Origin of the sequence: Algoriphagus aestuariicola (assembly GCF_017254835.1) — a bacterium.
Lineage (GTDB): Bacteria > Bacteroidota > Bacteroidia > Cytophagales > Cyclobacteriaceae > Algoriphagus > Algoriphagus aestuariicola.
On the sequence record NZ_JAFKCW010000003.1, the window covers coordinates 1 to 20,571 of the forward strand.

The window sequence follows — 20,571 nt, forward strand, 5'->3', positions numbered from 1 at the left end:
GCGTTACGCACCCGTGCGCCGCTCTAGGCCTCAGATTACTCCTCGGCTTGCCGCTCGACTTGCATGTATTAGGCCTGCCGCTAGCGTTCATCCTGAGCCAGGATCAAACTCTCCATTGTAAATTGTCTACTTGTCCGCCGACGGTAGGCCAAAGCCAATCCCGCGGCGCCCGTTTCGACCAGGCTTTTCTTTTCTCTCACAACACTTCAAAGAACTTATTCCTGACTTTTCAGGAGTTGGTGAGACCGTTGTCCCAAATGCGAGTGCAAAGATCAGATTTTGTTTCTTTTTTCCAAAATCCCGAAGAAATTTTTTGTCTTTTTTTTCTCCGCTTTGACTGCCTTATTTCATCTTTCCCCGAGACGTCTTCTCAAATGGGAGTGCAAACATAGAAGAGTCAATTTGATTACGCAAGCCTTTACCAAACAAAAATCTCAATCTATTTTGATTTCTAATATTACCCTTTCAAAATCAGGACTTTTGTTTTTTGTACAGAGGGACTGTACTGCAGGGTTCTCCAAACATTAGGCTCTTCGCCTTGCCTTGGATCATGGAAACTAAACGCCCATAGGCAAAAAGTGGGATCGGGAATTTTGAACATCCTTTGATCACAACAGGCCGATCTTTGTACTCTTCCGAGTCAATCTGACTTAAGGCGGTTTCGGCAATGTGTTGTTCCAAATTCTCGAGACTTCCTATAACGTACCCCTTTGCCGTATTTTCCAGATAGGTGCAAACCAACATGAAAGCCCAAGTAGGAACAATCGCTTCTGCACTACAAACAACCGCAACCCATTTATGGGAATACTGAGACCAATCCCATTCCTTCAAAGCCTGACGAAAATCCTTTTCCCTCAAGATCAACTCCTGAAAAAGGAAGTGCTTCATGTCAAAAACAACCCTCTCTTCCTGAGGATAAAACTCCTCCATGTTGACCGAAAGGATAGGACTGGAAGCGACTCGGTTGATTATTTCATTCATAGGGTGAGTAAGGGATTTTTTTTTGAATGCAATGCCTTAAACTCCTTCAGGTAGTTCGGCACAAAGTATGCAATGTCCGCAAACTGCTTTTTTTCATACTTTTCGAAGGCTATTCTACCCATGTGTTTGGCCGAAAATGACAAATCGGAAATGAACTTGGCTTTCTCGTTTTTGACAACGGAACTTACCTTCTCCACCGCATCTCCGACAAAATAAACTCGATGATTTTCCAAAAAGTTCTCAAAAGACTTTTCAGATAGCACCTCCGCATCCAAAGCTGCGATGGAAGTCAACCTACTGTCGAACACCTCCCTGTACACCTCCATTCTGCGGGCATCCAACACAGGGACTACCAATTCACCTTCTTCCAGGGCGACCGCACTTGCCAGCGCTTGGAGAGTATTCACCCCGATCAAAGGCTTGCCCAAACCGAAAGCCAATCCTTTTGCGGTAGACACTCCGATGCGCAACCCTGTGTAGGAACCGGGCCCCTCGGACACCGCTATCGCATCCAATTCATGGAATGCGGCCCTGCCTTTCTCCAAGACCTCCTCAATCAGCAGCATCAGTCGCTCGGCATGCGCCCCAGTTTCATTCAATTCGGATAGGGACTCAAGGTCTCCATCGACATGGACAGCTACAGAGCATACCGGCGTTGAAGTCTCAATGGATAGGATGATGGCCATCTTATTTTATCGTAGCCGTCAATGTTTCAGCAATCTTGGCTGGGTTGGAAAGATAGGATTTCGCCACTTCCACTGCTGGATCCTGATCAAGCCCCGCTTCTACCATTCCTTCCTGGAAGTAGTAGCGTGAAACAATCTCCTCGCTTAGAATTTTCTTCACTTCTTCCTTATTCGTATCCAAATCCTGCTCCTTGCTGTGGTTGACCTTCGCCTTTATAGCCTCTAGCTGAGACTTGATTTCGTCAAAATATTCTTCCTTCTCAGCATATTTCTCAAGATCCTGCACCGACTTTTCCACATAAGTGGTGTAGTCGTATTCCTTTCCAGACAAAAACTTTTTGAATTCCTCGTAGTCCTGATCTGTGATCGTAAAGGTCAAGGGGTCTGTTATTGACTCGTGCTTGTAGAAATACTGGGTAGCAAAATCAAAGATGTGATTGCCAGCGACGAGGGTGTAGGAAATCGGTGCGTAGTTGACTTCTTCTACCGACTCATCCGGTTCGATGCCTGCGCCATCCAAAACCCTTCTTCCATTGGCGGTCTTGAAAGCTTTCCTCAAGGAATCTGGAACCGAGGTCACTTCTCCGTTTTCCCGGGTCTGGGCATAATCTATCGCCTGAATACAACGGCCACTGGGAATATAGTATTTCGCGGTGGTGACTTTCACTTGCGCGTTATAGGTCAACGGAATCGTCGTCTGCACCAAGCCTTTGCCAAATGATTTCCTTCCCACTAATACTGCCCGGTCATAATCCTGCAAAGCTCCAGCAACTATCTCCGCAGCCGAGGCACTCCGCTCATTGATCAACACGACAATGGGGATGTCCTTGTCGACAGGAGTTTTGGTAGTCCTGTAGTTGTAATTGACACTTTGGAGCTTACCAATAGTCTTTACCACGTCCTTTCCTTTTGGGATGAAAAGGTTGACAATCTCGACTGCCTCATTGACCAGTCCTCCTGGATTATCCCTCAGGTCCAAGATCAGCCGATCGGCTCCTTGGGACTTGAGGCTTACAAGCGCATTTCTGACTTCCGCCGAAGCGTTGGAAGTGAAGTCCGCCAGCTTGATGTATCCAGTCTTTTCATCCAGCTTGCCATAAAAAGGGACATTCTTTAGCGATATTTTTTTTCTGACCAAAGAAAAATCAAGCGTATCCTTGTTGCGGAGCACCTTTACCTTAAGCGGCGTATTAGCCGGGCCTTTCAAAAGATCGGACACCTCCGAAGTGGGCTTACCCACTACGTCCACCGAATCGATTTTCAGGATATAGTCGGCAATTTTGAGTCCCGCAGCCTGCGCCGGAAATCCCGTATAAGGCATCAAAACCATATTTCCTTCTCCCCTGTTGCCGATCAGGGCACCTATGCCGGCGTATTCGCCGGTAGTCAGCATTCGAAAATCATCAGATTCCTCTTCGGGAATATATTCCGTATAGGGATCCAGTTCCTCGAGCATCGCGTTGATACCGATGGTCACTAATTGGTCAGGATCAATTTCATCCACATAATAGGAATCAAGCTCCCTGACCAGAGTGGCGAAAATGTCGATATTCTTAGCCAAGGCAAAGAGCTTGTCGTTTTTCAACTGAAAGGCAAAGACTCCTGAAAACAACAACAAGGCGAGGGGAATGTAAACAACCGGTCTTTTCAATTTATTGATCATGTGGCAGAGTTTTTTGGGGAAGTTCTTGGGACAGCTTGCTCAAAGCCAGAATCATTTTCGGTTCTATTTCAGCAAACGACGTGTCAGGTTTACCAACAAATATAAAGCCCAGGATGATTCCATCAGAAAGCAACAAATGCTTATTCAGCCGATAGGCCTCTTTTAGTCTTCTCTTGATGAAGTTTCGACCGTTTGCCCGTTTGATTTTCTTCTTCGAAACAGAGAACAGCACCTGATTGGTTTGGCCGGAAAGGTCAATTTTTCTTAAAAAAATCACCTTGAAAGGATACAAAAAAAAAGAGGAACCTTCGTTAAAAAGTTCCTTGATTAACTTCTCGGCATGAAGCCGTTCAGATTTTGGAAGTCGATAATTCATTGCAAGGACTGAACTCGTATGTGAACATACGAAAAGCAGTGCAAAGAATTACTTCTTCAATGTCTTTTCAGAAGATACAGTCAGCTTGTGTCTTCCCTTTGCTCGTCTGGCTCTCAAAACTCTTCTGCCATTTGCAGTCGCCATTCTCTCTCTGAAGCCGTGCTTGTTCTTTCTCTTTCTATTAGAAGGCTGGAATGTTCTTTTCATGATCGAATATCTTTATCTAATTGCTTTCTGGACTTTCCTAATTTGGCATTGACCCCAAAAAGGACTGCAAAGATATGTACCATTTTCTTAAATACAAATCGCACCCCTACATTTGTTTTGAGACTCAGTAAGAAACCAATGATTCACCACCAGATTTCCTGCTCAAATCCCACTTCCCAGTTCATCCAAATCAGATTAAGCCTTGAAGTTTGGGATCAAAATCCCATTTCCCTTCAGCTTCCTGCCTGGAGAGCGGGACGCTATCAGCTGGCAAATTACGCCCAAAATATCCGAAGGCTCAGGGTGCTTGATGGATTAAAAAAGGATGTCAAGTTCGAAAAGACGACTAAAGACTGCTGGACCATATACCCCGAAAATACGGGGCAGATCCAAGTCGACTATGAATACTGGGCTGGAAGGATGGATGCAGGCGGCGCTTGGGCGGACGATGAGCAGATTTATGCCAATTTGGTCAATTGCTGTTTTGAGGTTTTGGAAAGAAGTGGGGAGGAAATAGGAATATCCCTGGACCTTCCTGACTACCCAGTCCAAATCAGCACGTTGACCGCGGTTTCCGACTCGAACTGGCGGGCCGAAAATTTCCAAATACTTGCCGACTCGACCGCTTTGGCAGCCAAAAGTCTCACCCATTGTGAATACAAAACGGCGGATGTCCTCTTCCATATTTGGATTCACGGAGAGGTTCATTTTGACAAAACCCTTTTGTTGGATCGATTTAGCGCATTTACCGAGAAACTAATTGTCGATTTTGGAGCGTTCCCAGAGCTGGAATACCATTTCATCTTTCAGTTGCTTCCCTACCCCCACTACCATGGCGTCGAACATCGCAGGGGCACGGTCATCACCTTTGGCCCAGCCGAAAGTCTGAAAGAATCCACCCAAATGGAAGAACTTCTTGGAGTCAGCTGCCACGAGCTCTACCACGCTTGGAATGTATGCCGCATCCGGCCAAAAGAGCTGCTCCAGTATGATTTCTCCAAAGAATCCTATACCCGAACCGGCCTAGTGCTAGAAGGAGTGACGACCTACATGGGGGACCTTTACCTATTGAAGTCAGGGGTGTATACATTAGAGACCTACCTGAAACATTTTGAAAAAATCGTCAATCGAGAGGCAAGTAGCTCGGGTTGGAAGTCCAATAACATCCTTGAATCCTCTTTTGATCTTTGGCTCGACGGCTATGTGCCGGGAATTCCAGACCGCAAGGTCAACATCTACTCGCGCGGTGCCTTGCTTGCTTTTTGCCTCGATATTCTTTTGCTCGAAGATGGCCGTTCTCTTGCCGAAGTCATGAGAAAAATGTGGGACAAATTCGGCAGACCTTTCATCGGCTATGGTTTCCAGGATTTCGAAGAATTGATTTTTTCGAGCTCTCATAAGCAAATGCACCTCCGGGACTTCTTCCAAGAGTTCGTTTATGGCTATGGAGACCTTTTTGCAAAACTTCCCTCATTCTTCGAAGAGGTCGGAATCACCATGATGGAGCGGCTCAGCGAGGACTGGCTTCTGCATCAAATGGGCATAAGAACCAACGCTGACGGGACGGTCCTTCAACTTCATCCGGAAGCTTCCGCTTCGTTCAGACTGATGAAAAACGATAAAATTTTGAATTGGCCATTGGAAAAACCGGACTCAGATACTCCCCTGAAAATCCAGGTGGATCGCTACGGCAGAAGATTGGAATTGGTGCTTTCTCTGAAAGTTGGACGGTATTATCCGTATTATTCACTGCAGTTCTATCAGGAAACTGAGATATTCCAAAAGTGGAAGGCATAAAAAAGACCTCCGCGATCGGAGGTCTTTTTTATGCCTTCCACTCGATCACTGAAAATCAGCGTCCGACAAGGACTGATTGAATTGAAGCGTTACAATTTTGGCTTGAAGCGGGACGGGAAGCATTGGATTGGTGATTGTCAGGAGCATTGGAAACATGATGCCATCGACTTCCTGATAGTCGGAGTAGGCGACATCCCCCGCACTCCCTGAGCTTGACTTTAACTTCAAGCCGCTTTCGGCGGAGTAATATTCATTGATCACCAGCCCATCTGGAGAGGTTACTTCCAGCTTGTGTACCTGAGTCCCCTCCATGTCTTCAAGCCCGATATAGACGGACTTAAACCCGATCTCCTCGTAGTAGAGCTCGGGAATGAGAAAGGTTTGGGAGGTAAGCATGCCTGTAGCCGACTCGGTCAAGTCTTGGGTCTGCCCCATCACAATCATTTTGCCTTTGCCATCTGCCATCAAGGTCTTCTGCATCACGTTGCCTCCAACAGAGGTAGATTGCATCAGACGTCTGTTTTCAGAATCGGAGATCGTTTTGATCTCAATGACCTGACCCTGAAAACTAGCTTCGGCAGTCATACTGGCGTTTTTGATAGCCCTGATTTTTTCCTCACCGCCTAGTGCCTCGATGTATCTGCCGATGACCGTCGCTACGTCACTTTTGGCTACTGCCCGATACTCAGTGGCAGTTGGTATTTTTCCCGCCAGGATTTCCGTAGAGATCCCCAAACCTAGGAGGCTTAGCAACAGAATTGTTTGGATTTTCATAAGTGTTAATTCCAGTTTAGAAAGGATAAGGAGGAGTGGGCCTCCTCCTTTTTCATGATCATTTGATGTCTTCGTCGGTAATCGGCACATTCAGCTCCAAAGTAGTCACTTTGGCTTCCAAGGGAACAGGGATTGCCGGCGACTTGATCGTCCATGCCATCGGCAATAGTACGCCATCCTTGGCCTGGTAGTCTGAATAGAAGGTATCGCCAGAAGCTGGATTTTCATATTTGATTTTCAAACCAGACTCTTGGGCGTAATAGTTGATCAACTTTGCGCCGGACGGCGCGGAGATGATCACCTTATAGGCTGGCGTGCCCTCCACGTCCTTTAGACCGTCAAATGTCAGGGTGTAGCCTTTTTCCTGATAAATAGCCTCGGGGAAAAGGTAGGAATTCAACATCACAGCCTCTAGCTGCTCGCCAGTCAAGTCCATCTGCTGGCCTTGAGCCGAGACTGCTGCTTTGCCATCTGCCAAAGTTGTCTTTTGCATCACATTGCCTCCCACAGAGAGTTTTTGCCCATAGCGTCCGTTTTGGGGATCGTAGGAAAAGGCAATATTTAAGGGAGTGCCCATCACGTTAGCGTCCATGGAGATCTTGGCGGTTTTGATCGCCTTGACTTTCTCCTCGCCTCCGATCGCCGTCAAATAGGCTTCCAGTACTTTTTCAGCAGTCATGTCTGCGTCAGCAACCAACTCCTTGGCAGGCTGCCCCATGTTGTCATATAGTGTCACTTCCCCAAATTGCGCTAGCTTTTCCTTGATTTCATCTCCATTTCCCACGGTGGTAATGATGAATTTATCCGGTTCAATCAGTCGTTTCGCTGTTGCGTTGATATCTTCTACCGTCAATGCGTTGAGCTTTTGCAAATAGGTCTCGTAGTAGTCCTTGGGAAGATTGTAGCGGTCAATATTCAGCGCAAACTGCGCAACAGTGCTTGGCTGCTCCAGAGAGCGACCGAAGCTTCCCGAAAGTTCGGCTTTAGCCTTCGCGAGCTCCTCTTCGGTCACACCGTTTTCCACCAGATTTTCGATTTCATGGATAAATTCATACACGGCCGAGTCAGTCACCTCGGTTCGGACAGAGGCATCGGCGGAGATGGTTGCTATCAGCTTGTCTGCTCCAATAGAGGAATATGCGCCGTAGGTATAGCCTTTGTCCTCACGCAGATTCATAAAGAGTCTAGAGGATGAACCGCCCCCCAATATTTGATTGAGCAAGCGGCTGGAGATATAGTCCGGATCACCGATCTTCATTTGTACAGGCTGGGTGAGGTTGATGACAGACTGCACGGAGGAACTCCTGTCCACCAAGGCAACGGCTCTTTTGGAAGCACGCTGGGGAACCGGATAGGTAAACTTCGGTACCTCACCTCTTGTCCAGCTGCCGAAGTATTCTTTCACGACTTTTTCCGCTTCGGCCTTGTCCATATCCCCTACGATAGCGAGGTAGGCGATATTGGGCTTGAAATAGGTGGAATAGTATTTTTTGACATCATCTACAGTGATGTTGTTGATGGTCGCTTCACTTTCGATCTCGCCATAGGGATGATCCTTTCCAAAAAGGACAGTTGACGACAATCGGGAAGAGATTGCGTTTGGGTCGTCCTTGCTTTGGGCCAGCGCGGTGAGGGACTGCTTTTTAAGCTTGTCCAATTCTTCTTGTGGAAAAACCGGATTGTAAAGCACATCGGCCATCAGTTCAAGGATTTTATCCTGGTGTTTTTTCAGAGAAGAGGCGTATACCGAAGTCGAAGAGGCACTCAAGCTACCCCCAATAAAATCAACCTCTAGATCCAATTGGTCTTTGCTCCGATTCTTGGTTCCACCCATCATCATCTCACCGACGAATCCAGTCATACCAGCCTTATCCCCTTCGAGAATAGGATCCCTTTCCAAAACCAAGGTGAACGAGACGCGCGGTAGCTTGGTATTTTTTACCACAAAAACCTTCAAGCCATTGTCCAGGGTAAAGGTCTCCGCTTCTCCAATTTTGATCTCGGGAGCGGGACCGGAGGCAGGCAGCTTGCTTCGGTCCACTTGGGCCATCAAGCCTACGGTGACCAAAAGTGTCAATACAAATGATATAGCGAGTTTTTTCATTTCTTTAGATCAGTAAGGTCAAACAATTATTCGGTGGTAGGTTGAGCTGATTTTGGCAAATAGTATAACACTACACGCCCGTTCAGGTCAAGGTATTCTTTGGCTACCCGCTGGATGTCAGCCTTGGTAACTTGGGAAAACTTGTCCATAATCTGGTTGATGTAGTTCGTGTCGCCATAAATCACCTTTGCCTCCGCGAGGTTTTCGGCAATGCCTGCCATGGTGGAGTTGCTGCTGACGATGCTGTTCTCCATTTGGTTTTTCAGCTTTGCAAATTCATCGTCCGAGATACCCTGATCTTGCACCTGCTTGATGAGACGATCGATTTCGCTTTCCAAATCCTTTGGCTCCACGCCCATGTTGGTGATTCCATACATGATAAAAATTCCTCCATCTTCGAGCTCCAAAGGAATCGCCGCCACGACCAAGGCCTTTTGCTGCTTGTCCACCAGCTCCTTGGTCATTAGCGAAGAGTTCCCTCCCGTCAAATAGGTAGAGAGCATAGTGAGTGCATAGCTGTCGGGATGGTTTCGTGGGGGCAGGTTGTAGGCCTGGATCACCGCCGGAATCTGGATATTGTCATAAATCACGTCCCGAGTCTCGCTAGTCTTTTTGGGCTCGACCACATCGGGACGAAAAATCGCTTTAGTTCCTTCAGGGATTTCGGTGAAGTATTTCTTCACCAAGGCCTCTGTTTCGGCATAATCGATGTCCCCAGCGATAGTCAGCGTCGCATTATTTGGAACGTAGAAGTCTTTGTAGAATTGCTGAAACTCCTCAATGGTCGCGGCATTCAGGTGGTCCATGGAGCCGATGGGTGCCCACTGATAGGGATGTACGGAATACGCTCTGACTAAGGTCTCCGGCAGGATAGTGCCATAGGGTTGGTTTTCGTAGCGCTGTCTCCGCTCCTCCTTCACTACTTCCCGTTGGGTCTCCACGCCAGTCTGGTCTACTTTGGAATGTAGCATTCGCTCGCTTTCCATATAGAGTGCCAGCTCGAGCTCGTTGGAGGGCAACAGCTCATAGTAGTAGGTGATGTCATTGGACGTGTAAGCGTTGAGCGTGCCGCCACGGCCTTGGATGATGTTCATGTACTGGCCCCGATCTATGTTTTCCGAGCCCTCAAACATCAAGTGCTCAAAAAAATGGGCGAAGCCGGTGCGTTCTGGGTTCTCATTTTTGGAACCCACATGATACAAGACCGAGGTCACCACGATGGGAGTGGAGTTGTCCTGGTGCATGATCACATGAAGACCGTTGTCAAGGGTGAATTCCTTGAAGTCTATTTTGTTTTGGGCTAAAGCAGGAGTGCCTAGCATCCCGGCCACCAAGCCTAAAGCATAAAGTTTATTCATGGTCAAAAAGGTTGGATAAGATTCTATGGAATAAATACAGGGTAATGGGTCAAAATGTTATATGTACGCTTTTGTACAGGCCTTTATCACTACGTTATCATAAAGTCTAAAAGTATTTAATCAAAATCAATTAAAACTAAGATGGTAGCTATTTTAACAAAAAAACCCGAACAATCTCGGGTTTTATGATTTTTAAGGTAGCAGTCTTGCCAATATTTCCTTGGCCTCGTGCCATTTCAGTCTGGGACCAAATTGGCTCACGATCTTTGAACTTGCCATGGAAGCCAATTTTCCGCTGGAAGCATAGCTATGTCCGTTGGTAATGCCGTAAAGAAATGCTCCGGCAAACATATCTCCCGCTCCATTGCTGTCGATGGCTAGGGTCGGATACGGCTCAATATCGATGAACGTATCCCCATCAAAGATCATCGCTCCGTTTTTGCCAAGCGTAATCACGAAGTGTTTGGCGGCCTTTTTCATTTCTTCGCGAGCTTCTGACAGGGTATCTTTTCCGGTGAAAAGCATGGCTTCCTCCTCGTTTGCGAAAAGCAAATCCACGCTTGAACCAATCACATCCTCAAAATTTGCCTTGAAATACTTCACCATAGCGGGATCAGAGAATGTCAAGGCTACTTTAGTCCCGGCTTCTTCTGCCACTTTCTTGGCATGAATCATCGCCTCTTTTCCATTGTCGGAAGTCACCAAATAACCCTCGATAAAAAGGTATTTGGAATCCTTGATAGCCGAGTCGTGAATATCCTGAGTAGAGAAGTTTTGGGTGATTCCCAAGAAGGTATTCATGGTCCGTTCGGAGTCTTCTGTCACCATGACCAGACATTTACCGGTCACACCTGCCTCCAAAGACTCCTTTTTCAAGGCAATGTCCACGCCAGAGTCGATCAGATCCTGGAGATAAAAATGTCCCAGCTCATCATCTGCCACACGAAAATTGTAGAAGGATTTTCCTCCAAATTGACTGACCGCAACGATGGAGTTTGCTGCAGAGCCGCCGGCCTGTTTTTTCGCCTCAGCGGTATTGATCACGGCCATCAAAGAGTTTTGGCGCTCCTCGTCGACCAGGGTCATGAGTCCCTTTTCGACTCCATTGTCGGCAAAAAACTGATCTTTGACCTTAAACTCAATATCTACTAGGGCATTTCCGATGCCAGTTACGTCGTATTTTTTCATTTATGGAGAATTGTAAAATTGAAAGGTTTCAAAATTGGAAAATTGGGAAAAAGGCTGGATGCCCGGTGTCGGGTGTCCGATGTCAGGCTGAGCGGAGTCGAAGCCTTTTTCACTAAGTCCTCGACTCGGCTCGGACTGACACAGACGCTCGATCAATCCGAGTCCTCGTAAATCGTATTTCTAAAGTCGTAAATCAATCGAAAATACGGTGTCTTTCAAACGTTTTTTCTCGATCAAACAAATAGCGATACGTATGGTGTGTCTTATAAATAGTCGCAAGCAGCTGCTCGCATACACGCATCATCTTGGGGTTGAAGTCCCCGATCCAGTTCATTTCGATGGTCTTGTAGGGAAAAGAAGACTTGCCGCTCATCTTGTCATAGCTGATGATCATGGCGCTCTCTACACCCTTGCCTTGATGCTCCGGCACAACGCCAAAGACCAATCCCAGCATCTTGTTGGGAGGAAAAAATGTCTTGTGCCAAAGGAATTTCAGTTTACCAATGAAGTCCATCTTGCCATTCACATGCTTGAAGATCTGATTGATCTCCGGGATCTGGATGAAAAAGCCCACGGGTTCGTCTTTGTGAAAAGCGAAGTAGATCAGCCGCTCGTCTATGATGGGTTTCATCTTGCCAAACATCAACTGGGCTTCCTTTAGCGCGATGGACTTGCCCATGTGGCGAGCCCAGGCCTTGTTGTACACCGTCATGAAGTACTCGGGTGCTTTCTCCTGCAGCTCTTTTCCCTTGATGTATCGGAAGGAATACTCCGGATTTGCCATAATCTGGTTGGCACGCTGGATCATCTTCTCGTCAAAGCCGAGATTCTGCACCGGACGCATGTAGGTAAACTGCTTGAAATAGAGTTGGAAGCCGTAGTCCTCAAAAAACTTCTGGTAATAACCGAAGTTCCAAGGCATGTTGTAGTTGGGCTCGGAAAATCCGTCGACCAAGAGTCCCCACCACTTGTCACGCTCCCCGAAATTGATCGGGCCGTCCATGGCTTCCATGCCTTCGCTCTCGAGCCAAGCCTTGGCGGTGTCAAAGAGGAGGAAAGCCGCCTCTTGGTCGTCAATACATTCAAAGAATCCCAAGCCGCCCGTCGGCTGCTTTTCCTTCATCTTGGGATTGATGAAAGCGGCTACGCGACCGATGGATTTTCCTTTCCCGTCCTCCAGCAGCCAACGCTTGGCCTTGGCCCCGTTACGAAAGAGCTTGTTGGTTTCAGGATGAAAAAGCCCCTCAATGTCCGCATCCAGAGGCCTGATCCAGTTTTTCTCATTTCGGTAGAGCCTCACTGCCATCTCTATAAATTCTTTCTGTTGGGCAGGCGTGGTGACTTCGATCAGCTTCATTCGGGTGATTTTAGTCGGCTAAAATACGGCTTCAGGGGCAAAGGGCAAAAAGTGGGAGAAATGAAGGTTGTCTTGCATCTTCGGAAGCTGGAAATAATTAAAAAATAAAAAAGCTGCACTATTTAGAGCAGCTTTGAGATTTTATTCTTTAATGGTCGCGTAAAGATCAAACTCCGTCGCGTCATAGATCATTTCCTTGACAGAATCACCCGCTAGGAAACAAGTTTAGGATCGATCACATTAATTTTTCCATTTATTAATTTCCGCACTAAGCCATTCAAGACTCTTTGTCTCAGGGATTATCGGGCCGGTATATTTTGCCTTAAGAACTCCAGCTTTGATAACAAAATGGGTTGGAGACATCACTACATCAAATCTCTCCAACACTTCGTCCCTTGATAAAGAAATGTCTTGATACCCTATTTCTCCATTTTTCTCTAGGTATTTAATGATTTTATCCGGCTTGCTCATGCAAAATCCGAGAAATACAACTTCGCTATCGTCCTGATGGCTTTCCGTTATCTTTTTAAGATAGGGTTCCTCCTGTTTACAACCTTTGCACCCAACAAACCAAATATTGATTACCACAACTTTTTCTTTCAATAGCTTCAGGTCAACAGAATCTCCAGAAATGGTGAGGTAACTGAACTCAGGAAATAACGAATCTATTGGAGGTCCTTGGGCTTCAAAAGGAGATATTTCTTGGGCTTCCAATTTGGAACTGATTAAAAAAAGGGCAAGGACAATTAAAAATTGATATTTCATCGAAGTATGATAAAGTTTATGAAGCTAAAAAAACAAAATCAATTACCTCAAAGAGTAGAACAAAAAACCAAATCATCGAACAAGTCGGACTCCACGTAAATCTCCCGACGATGTCCAATAGGGATAACCTCGATGGTCATTATTTTATCTTCAATTTTATAGATAATTCGATAGTTGGAAAGTCGAATTCGTTAAGCATTGCGTCCCCTCAGCTTCTAACATCCTATGGGCCAGGGATGATTGGCCAACTGATAAATTGTTTCTTTGAGTTGAGAAAAATAGGGTTCAGGAATTTTAGCAAGTGACTTATTTATCGGCAGTGAAGTCTCGTCGGATTTCTTTACTTGGTCGTAAAGATTAATATCCTCCAGTTCCTCCAATTGTTCTACCATAGACTCAAATTCCTTCACTTACAAGATCACAGAAAGCTTTTTTCCTTTTTCGTCAGTAATATATTTAGGATTGATTGCCAGCCTGATGGAAGTTAGAAATTTTAGAAACTACTCCAAATACGAAATTCGATTGGCTTTTGGTTTGGCTTCCGCAAGCCCAATCTGGATTAACCCACTACTTCTCCGTACAAATCAAACTCCGTCGCGTCAGTGATCTTCGCCTGAACAAAGTCTCCCACTCTGCAATAAAACTTGGAAGCATCAATCAGCACTTCATTGTCTACCTCAACTGAGTCAAATTCAGTCCGGCCGACAAAGTGTCCGCCTTCTTTTTTATCTATCAATACTTTGTAGGTTTTACCGATTTTCTCCTGGTTGAGGTCGTAACTGATTTGCTCTTGAACTTCCATCAGGTGATTGGCGCGGTCTTGCTTTTCCTCCTGAGACAGACTGTCCTTCATGGAATAGGCATGGGTATTTTCCTCATGGGAATAGGTAAAGACTCCCAATCGCTCAAACTTCATCCGTTCCACAAAATCCACCATTTCCTGGAATTCCTTTTCGCCCTCACCCGGGTGTCCGGCGATCAGCGTAGTACGTATTGCAATCTCAGGAATCATCTCCCGGATGCTGTGGATGAGTTCTTCCTGCTTCTCACGGGTGGTCCCTCTGCGCATGGCTTTCAGGACATCAGTCGAACCGTGCTGCAAAGGAATGTCTAGGTACTTGCAGATATTCGGACGTTCCTTCATCACGTCGATCACATCCATCGGGAAACCGGTCGGATAGGCATAATGTAACCGAATCCAGTCGATTCCTTCCACGTCGGCGAGGTTACGAAGGAGTTCGGCAAGGTTTCTTTTTTTATAAATATCCAACCCATAATAGGTAGAATCCTGAGCGATCAATAGCAATTCTTTGGTTCCGTTGGCAGCTTTGTGTTGGGCTTCTTTGACCAATTCCTCGATGGGTCTGGAGATGTGACCACCCCGCATCAAAGGAATTGCGCAAAAAGAACAGGGTCTATCGCAACCTTCGGAAATCTTCATATAGGCATAGTGCGCGGAGTGAGTCAACAAGCGCTCTCCCACCAACTCATGCTTATAATCAGCCTTGAATTTTTTCAAAATCGCCGGCAAATCCCGGGTTCCGAAAAAAGCATCCACCTGAGGGATTTCCTTTTCCAAATCGTCTTTATAGCGCTGGGAAAGACATCCCGTCACATACACTTTGTCCACCAAACCCTGCTCTTTGGCATCCACATACTGGAGGATGGTGTCGATGGATTCCTGCTTGGCGTTGTCGATGAAGCCGCAGGTGTTGATGATGATGATATTGTTGTCCTGGTCGCTGGACTCGTGGCTGGCGTTGATGCCGTTGCCTTTCAGTTGGGTCAGCAGCACTTCTGAGTCCACCAGGTTTTTGGAGCATCCCATGGTAATGATATTGACCTTGTCTTTCTTTAACGTTCTAGCTTTCACAGGCTTTGATTGGATTTGGGAGTGCAAAGGTAGGGAAAAATGGGTTGGAAAGTTGTCAAAGTTCAAAAGTTGTCAAGTTACTAATCCGCAAAGTGCTACTTTCCCCCATGTAGATGCTTCGCATCCGTTGCACCGCCGAGACGCAAAGGACGCAGAGATTCACAGAGGTTTAGTATTTAACTGTTTTTAGTGCCTGCTCGCAAAAGAAATGACCGTTGCTGGCAGTACATTTTGACTATCTTCATAGAATACATTCTTTTTAGCATGAGCGACAACGAGCTTTCCTCCAAAATAATTGGGGCTGCGATCGAAGTACACAAGCAACTGGGACCGGGACTTCTTGAAAGCACCTATGAAACCTGCCTGGCTTTTGAGCTGAGGCAGCAAGGCCTCCTCGTCCAAAGCCAAGTACCTCTTCCTGTCGTCTATAAAGAAATCAAACTGGACGCAGCCTATCGACTGGACATCATGGTGGAGAACCGTATTATCATCGAAGTCAAGTCAGTCGATGAGTTGGCTCCAATCCATCTGGCCCAGATTCTCACCTACTTAAAACTCAGCGGCCGCAAACTGGGTTTACTGATAAATTTCAACGTCCCAAAGCTCGTAGATGGCCTCAAGCGTGTGGTCAACAGCCTGTAAGAACACTCTTACTTTTTTTCCTCTGCGTCATCCTCCGCGTTCTCTGCGGTGAAATCGGCGCGAAGCGCCTCCCTTAACACAAGCGTAAAACAAGCTTAATCCAAAGAATCGTGCCGACGCCGACGCTTTGCCTAATTTTGAACCGTACAGCAAATACTTTTTAACTCCTTGCATTTATTTTTTGCCCCCGATGCGAATCGGGGTGCACTGCAGGAGAGGGATGCGAAACGAGGTTTGGTGTCGAATAGCCGACGTTTTGGATTTCTTTTCCCCCAAGTCCCCAAAACCATTGCCTGATTTCCTGCCTTCCTGTACCTTGAGGGGAAATCAATCCCCATGTACTTCACCGCCCCAAATGCCCAAAAACTAACTTTTGACCGCAAAAACCACTCCGACGAAACCCTTCTCGCCCTTTACGAGTCCCTTTTAATCCCGAGAAGAATCGAAGAGAAAATGCTGATCCTACTTCGGCAAGGCAGAATTTCAAAATGGTTTAGCGGCTGGGGACAGGAGGCGATTTCAATCGGGGCGGTAAACGCGCTGAAACCGGACGAGTTTATTCTTCCCATGCATCGAAACCTAGGGATTTTCACGGGAAGAAACATTCCCTTGGAGCGGCTTTTCTCCCAGTTTCAAGGCAAGAAGTCAGGCTTCACCAAAGGGCGGGACCGCTCCTTTCACTTCGGCTCCATGGCCCATCATATCGTGGGGATGATCTCCCATCTCGGTCCCCAGCTGGCCATCGCGGATGGAATTGCACTTGCGGATAGGCTTTCGGGGGAAAAGAAAGTGACCTTGGTCTTCTCCGGTGACGGAGCGAGTTCCGAGGGGGATTTTCACGAAGGGCTGAACGTCGCCGCAGTTTGGAAGCTTCCGGTGATCTTTGTCGTCGAGCACAACGGATACGGCCTCTCCACGCCCAGCGAAGAGCAGTTTGCATTCAAATTCTTTACCGAAAAAGGCCCAGGATACGGGATGGAAGCCATCCGCATCCAAGGCAATAATGTTCTGGAAGTCTATGACGCCATTCTAAATCTTGCGAAAGATCTCAGGGAAAATCCGCGTCCCGTGTTGGTTGAGGCGATTACATTCCGGATGAGGGGCCATGAAGAGGCATCAGGAACCAAATATGTCCCCAAATACCTGATGGAAGATTGGGCGAAATTGGATCCAGTCGACAACTATGAATCTTATCTCGAATCCATTGGGGTTTTGGATGAAAAAACGAAGGAACAGATCAATCAAAAAGTCAAAACTGCCATAAATGATGGACTCGAAGTGGCTTTTGCCGAGGAAGCAATTGCTGCCAATCTGGAGGAAGAGCTAAATGATGTGTATGCTCCCTTTACCCAAAAAGTCATTTCTCACGAAGAACCAAATTCAGAAAAGCGCTTCGTAGATGCCATTTCGGATGGACTTCGACAGTCTATGGAAAGATTCCCAAACCTGATTCTCATGGGGCAAGACATCGGGGAATATGGCGGCGTATTCAAGATCACGGATGGATTCAAGGCCCAGTTTGGAGCGGATCGGGTGAGAAATACCCCTCTTTGCGAAAGTGCAATCATAGGAGCTGGCTTGGGCCTTTCCCTCAAAGGCTACAAAGCAATGGTGGAGATGCAGTTCGCGGATTTCGTGACCATGGGCTTCAACCAAATCGTGAACAACCTGGCTAAAATCCATTACCGCTGGGGTCAAAACGCCGATGTGGTGATTCGTATGCCAACTGGCGCAGGTACCGCTGCTGGACCTTTTCACTCCCAATCCAACGAGGCTTGGTTTTTCCATACCCCCGGCCTGAAAATAGTCTACCCTTCCAATCCCGTCGATGCCAAAGGACTACTGAACGCGGCACTGGAAGACCCGAATCCTTTCCTCTATTTTGAGCATAAGTTGCTTTATCGATCTATCTCCAAACAAGTTCCTGATTCCTACTACACCACAGAAGTAGGAAAAGCGACTTTGGTGAAAGAAGGCGACCAAGTCTCCGTCATCACTTATGGCATGGGCGTTCACTGGGCAATGAAAGCTGTCGAGGAGTCTGGCATTTCAGCGGATATTCTGGACCTAAGGACACTTTTGCCTTGGGATCAAGAAGCGGTAACTCAATCCGTCAAAAAAACCGGAAAAGTGATTTTCCTACAAGAAGACACACTGACCGGAGGGATTGGGGCAGAAATCTGCGCTTGGATTTCGGAACATAGCTTTCAGCATCTGGATGCTCCCGTGATGCGAGTAGGCAGTTTGGATACGCCAGTACCTTTTGCTCCGAATTTGGAAAAGCAGTTTTTGCCAGAGACAAGGTTTAAAGCCAAGTTGAAAGAGTTAATTGAGTTTTAATGGAATCCGAAATGACGAGTATTCGACCACTTGCACATAATGAACTTTCCAAAGTCCAAAGCATCGCTCATCGGACCTGGCCTAACACCTTTGGTGAAATTCTCAGTCCCGAACAGATCAGCTATATGCTCAATATGATGTATGCGCTCCCTGTTTTGGAATCCCAGTGGCAGAAAGGACATACTTTCCTATTAGCCGAGGAAAATGGACAGGAGTTGGGTTTCGCAGGATTTGAGCTGAATTATGCGGAGGGCCCGAAGGCAAAACTCCATAAGATCTACCTTTTGCCAGAAACCCAGGGAAAAGGTCTAGGAAAGAAGCTTATCCTTGACGTGGCAAGAAGAGTCAGGGAAGCGGGGCAAAAAAGTCTTTTGCTCAACGTCAACAAATACAACCAAAAAGCCATAGACTTCTACCAACGAATTGGGTTCCAGGAAATCTACAAGGAAGTGATTGACATCGGGAATGGCTACGTTATGGATGATGTGGTGATGGAGCTTACCCTATGACCTATTTCAGATGTAATTTCCCGGATTTTCTACCAGCACCGTTTCCCAAAGCGTCAATCCATGAGCTGGAGCGGGAGGAATTTGCTCCCAGCTTTCCTCTGGCTTATTCAATCGTTCTTGGATTTGATCTGATGCCAAGGTCCAAATAGCTGAAACCATTTTTCTCACTTGGTGGTGCAAAAATCCTGTGCCGGTGACTTCAAAACAATAAACTCGCTCTGGGAAAAATTCCCCTTGGTATTCATCCGTCAAATAAACTTTGGCTTCCAGAACCTCCCGAACATAGTCCGACTTGTTTGGAGAAACTTTGCAAAATGCTTTGAAATCGTGCTCACCGACAAATGCGCTGACGTTTTTTTCCATCTTCTCCAAAGAATTTAATCCAGAGACTTGATGCATATAAGCGGAAGCGAAGGGGTGAAAATCTGGTGAATCGGAGAAAAAATAGCGGTAGGTTTTCTTCTCCACCGCTTGGATCAAATTGAAGTCCCGAGGGATTTCCCGGACCGAATTTAAGGTGATTTCACCACCGAGGTTTTGATTTAAAGTTGGGAGTAGATTTTCCAGCTCGATTTTTTCCCGGAGAAAAAGCTGCATATATCCACTCCTACAATGCACTCCAGAATCAGTTCGGCTAGCTCCAATCAGGGAAAAATCCTCATGGTTCAACACGTAGCGAAATACCCTCTCCAGTTTTCCCTCCACAGTGGCTTGATTGGGCTGCTTTGCCCAGCCTTTGAAGTGCCCACCGAAATAGCTGATCGAGAATAGGTAAGAATAGGGTCTTGTACGCATGAATGGGACCATAAAATCGGAAATACTTGTAAGCGCTTTGATTCGCTTGGCAGCTTCCTTAAATTCAATAAACCCAAAAGTACTGACTATGAAAGCAATTCTCAGCATCCTCGCCCTTTTGATCGGATTTTCTGTCTTCGGACAGACCGCTCCTAGCAAAGAAATCCAGATCAAAATGGCCTTGATGGCTGCCCCCGAAGACCAAAGGGAAGGAGCCACCGTTTATAGTTCCGATGGAGTTTTGCTTCGAAATGGTAGCAATCAGACTATCTGTCTGGGCGATGACCCGAATCGGGAAGGACTTTCAGTGTCTTGCTACCATAAGAGTGTACAGCCCTTTATGGAAAGAGGCTGGGCTTTGAAAAAGGAAGGAAAAAGTATGCAGGAGATTTTTGCAATACGTGAGGCTGAGGCAAAAGCAAAAACGTTGACTTTGCCAGACTATGGGAGCACCTTGTTTGTATTAGTAGCCGACGAAAAGGATGTGAACTGGAATACTGGCGAAGCCGCAAACACCTATACCCGATCCGTAGTCTATATTCCCTGGGCAACTGTGGAGAGTACGGGGCTTCCCGTTTCACCTCCAGCACCGGGTCTGCCTTGGATTATGGATCCGGGAACTCATCGGGCTCATATCATGATCAATCCGCCGAGGGATTGATGCCTACCATACTTTACATACTTGGCTGGAGACTTTTCTTCTATTCAAATGAAGGAAAAGAACCAATTCACGTTCACGCACAAAAAGGTGATATGGAATGTAAGTTCTGGATTGATGATAAAATTATGGATATTAGGGAGGATTTTGGTTACAATTTGACACCACAGGCCAGAAAAGAAATTAGAAAAATCATCTTCCAAAACTTCGATTTGATCGTTAAAAGTTGGAATGAGTACTTTAAAAAGTAAAACTATGGTTGATTCTCATCAAATATCAGAAATTCGATTTGACAATAAGCATATGATTCTCGAAGTCGATGCAAAGGAAATTAAAGTGGATTTAGAATTCATTTCTCCAAAATTATTGGTAGCATCAGATATAGAGAGAAGTCTTTACAAAGTATCCCCTTCCGGCTATGGGATTCACTGGCCTTTGATTGATGAGGACCTTTCAGTAAATCAATTGATAAAAAACTGTGAATGATTTGAATCCAAG

The 20,571-nt window shown here is 46.3% G+C and carries 20 protein-coding genes and 1 rRNA gene; 7 read left to right on the forward strand and 14 right to left on the reverse strand.

The genetic code is table 11. The annotated features are described in order from the left end of the window. The 6 genes from J0A67_RS12520 to rpmH all read right to left on the reverse strand — a co-directional run. Nucleotides 1-119: ribosomal RNA gene (locus J0A67_RS12520) — 16S ribosomal RNA — on the reverse strand; the annotation flags it as partial. A gap of 352 nt (nucleotides 120-471) precedes the next feature. After that, nucleotides 472-981: a DUF2480 family protein gene (locus J0A67_RS12525; protein ID WP_206569712.1), complete on the reverse strand. Its 510-nt coding sequence runs from the start codon at nucleotides 979-981 to the stop codon at nucleotides 472-474. Next, nucleotides 978-1,667, reverse strand: a complete 690-nt coding sequence (gene tsaB / locus J0A67_RS12530; RefSeq protein WP_206569713.1) for a tRNA (adenosine(37)-N6)-threonylcarbamoyltransferase complex dimerization subunit type 1 TsaB — start codon at nucleotides 1,665-1,667, stop codon at nucleotides 978-980. Before tsaB ends, J0A67_RS12525 begins: the two co-directional genes overlap by 4 nt. Nucleotide 1,668: 1 nt before the next feature. Continuing rightward, nucleotides 1,669-3,330, reverse strand: a complete 1,662-nt coding sequence (locus J0A67_RS12535; protein WP_206569714.1) for a S41 family peptidase — start codon at nucleotides 3,328-3,330, stop codon at nucleotides 1,669-1,671. After that, entirely contained in the window at nucleotides 3,320-3,706 is a 387-nt protein-coding gene (gene rnpA / locus J0A67_RS12540) for a ribonuclease P protein component (protein ID WP_206569715.1), read from the reverse strand. The genes J0A67_RS12535 and rnpA overlap by 11 nt, the downstream gene beginning before the upstream one ends. Nucleotides 3,707-3,754: 48 nt before the next feature. Continuing rightward, nucleotides 3,755-3,913 carry a 50S ribosomal protein L34 gene (gene rpmH, locus J0A67_RS12545; RefSeq protein ID WP_077346283.1) on the reverse strand — a complete coding sequence of 53 codons (159 nt, stop codon included), beginning with the start codon at nucleotides 3,911-3,913 and terminating at the stop codon, nucleotides 3,755-3,757. 138 nt (nucleotides 3,914-4,051) lie between these two features. On the opposite strand from rpmH, the gene J0A67_RS12550 reads away from it, so the two are divergent. Then, nucleotides 4,052-5,710 (forward strand): M61 family metallopeptidase, encoded by a 1,659-nt coding sequence (locus J0A67_RS12550; RefSeq protein WP_206569716.1) that lies wholly within the window; start codon nucleotides 4,052-4,054, stop codon nucleotides 5,708-5,710. A 45-nt stretch (nucleotides 5,711-5,755) separates the two neighbouring features. On the opposite strand, the gene J0A67_RS12555 is transcribed toward J0A67_RS12550, so the two are convergent. From J0A67_RS12555 to rimO, 7 genes are all read right to left on the reverse strand, one after another. Next, nucleotides 5,756-6,484: a LolA-like protein gene (locus J0A67_RS12555; protein WP_206569717.1), complete on the reverse strand. Its 729-nt coding sequence runs from the start codon at nucleotides 6,482-6,484 to the stop codon at nucleotides 5,756-5,758. 58 nt (nucleotides 6,485-6,542) lie between these two features. Continuing rightward, nucleotides 6,543-8,588, reverse strand: coding sequence for a M16 family metallopeptidase (locus J0A67_RS12560; RefSeq protein WP_206569718.1), 2,046 nt, complete (start codon nucleotides 8,586-8,588; stop codon nucleotides 6,543-6,545). Nucleotides 8,589-8,614: 26 nt separating this feature from the next. Then, nucleotides 8,615-9,946, reverse strand: coding sequence for a M16 family metallopeptidase (locus J0A67_RS12565; RefSeq protein WP_206569719.1), 1,332 nt, complete (start codon nucleotides 9,944-9,946; stop codon nucleotides 8,615-8,617). Between the two features lie 192 nt (nucleotides 9,947-10,138). Next, on the reverse strand, nucleotides 10,139-11,134 hold the full coding sequence (locus J0A67_RS12570; RefSeq protein ID WP_206569720.1) for an adenosine kinase: 996 nt from the start codon (nucleotides 11,132-11,134) through the stop codon (nucleotides 10,139-10,141). 193 nt (nucleotides 11,135-11,327) lie between these two features. After that, nucleotides 11,328-12,491, reverse strand: a complete 1,164-nt coding sequence (locus J0A67_RS12575) for a hypothetical protein (protein ID WP_206569721.1) — start codon at nucleotides 12,489-12,491, stop codon at nucleotides 11,328-11,330. Nucleotides 12,492-12,731: 240 nt separating this feature from the next. Further along, nucleotides 12,732-13,256: a peroxiredoxin family protein gene (locus tag J0A67_RS12580; protein WP_206569722.1), complete on the reverse strand. Its 525-nt coding sequence runs from the start codon at nucleotides 13,254-13,256 to the stop codon at nucleotides 12,732-12,734. A 559-nt stretch (nucleotides 13,257-13,815) separates the two neighbouring features. After that, nucleotides 13,816-15,129, reverse strand: coding sequence for a 30S ribosomal protein S12 methylthiotransferase RimO (gene rimO, locus J0A67_RS12585; RefSeq protein WP_206569723.1), 1,314 nt, complete (start codon nucleotides 15,127-15,129; stop codon nucleotides 13,816-13,818). 264 nt (nucleotides 15,130-15,393) lie between these two features. Here rimO and J0A67_RS12590 point away from each other — a divergent pair, with 264 nt between their 5' ends. The 3 genes from J0A67_RS12590 (at nucleotide 15,394) to J0A67_RS12600 (ending at nucleotide 18,620) form a co-directional block, all read left to right on the forward strand. Further along, nucleotides 15,394-15,771 (forward strand): GxxExxY protein, encoded by a 378-nt coding sequence (locus tag J0A67_RS12590; RefSeq protein ID WP_206569724.1) that lies wholly within the window; start codon nucleotides 15,394-15,396, stop codon nucleotides 15,769-15,771. Nucleotides 15,772-16,107: 336 nt separating this feature from the next. Then, nucleotides 16,108-18,111, forward strand: a complete 2,004-nt coding sequence (locus tag J0A67_RS12595) for an alpha-ketoacid dehydrogenase subunit alpha/beta (RefSeq protein ID WP_206569725.1) — start codon at nucleotides 16,108-16,110, stop codon at nucleotides 18,109-18,111. Next, a complete protein-coding gene (locus tag J0A67_RS12600; RefSeq protein WP_241265183.1) occupies nucleotides 18,111-18,620 on the forward strand; it encodes a GNAT family N-acetyltransferase in 510 nt (169 codons plus the stop codon). The genes J0A67_RS12595 and J0A67_RS12600 overlap by 1 nt, the downstream gene beginning before the upstream one ends. 6 nt (nucleotides 18,621-18,626) lie before the next feature. Here J0A67_RS12600 and truA read toward each other — a convergent pair whose 3' ends face one another. Next, the gene (gene truA, locus J0A67_RS12605) at nucleotides 18,627-19,523 is read right to left on the reverse strand and encodes a tRNA pseudouridine(38-40) synthase TruA (RefSeq protein WP_206569726.1); all 897 of its coding nucleotides are present in this window, start codon (nucleotides 19,521-19,523) and stop codon (nucleotides 18,627-18,629) included. Between truA and J0A67_RS12610 the strand changes: the two genes are divergently transcribed. Genes J0A67_RS12610 through J0A67_RS12620 form a run of 3 tightly spaced genes read left to right on the forward strand, consistent with a single transcriptional unit; the run spans nucleotide 19,504 to nucleotide 20,559 of the window. After that, nucleotides 19,504-20,076, forward strand: a complete 573-nt coding sequence (locus J0A67_RS12610; protein ID WP_206569727.1) for a hypothetical protein — start codon at nucleotides 19,504-19,506, stop codon at nucleotides 20,074-20,076. The genes truA and J0A67_RS12610 overlap by 20 nt on opposite strands. Continuing rightward, the gene (locus J0A67_RS12615; protein ID WP_206569728.1) at nucleotides 20,076-20,324 is read left to right on the forward strand and encodes a DUF4160 domain-containing protein; all 249 of its coding nucleotides are present in this window, start codon (nucleotides 20,076-20,078) and stop codon (nucleotides 20,322-20,324) included. Before J0A67_RS12610 ends, J0A67_RS12615 begins: the two co-directional genes overlap by 1 nt. Continuing rightward, a complete protein-coding gene (locus J0A67_RS12620) occupies nucleotides 20,305-20,559 on the forward strand; it encodes a DUF2442 domain-containing protein (RefSeq protein ID WP_206569729.1) in 255 nt (84 codons plus the stop codon). The genes J0A67_RS12615 and J0A67_RS12620 overlap by 20 nt, the downstream gene beginning before the upstream one ends. Nucleotides 20,560-20,571 lie beyond the last annotated feature (12 nt).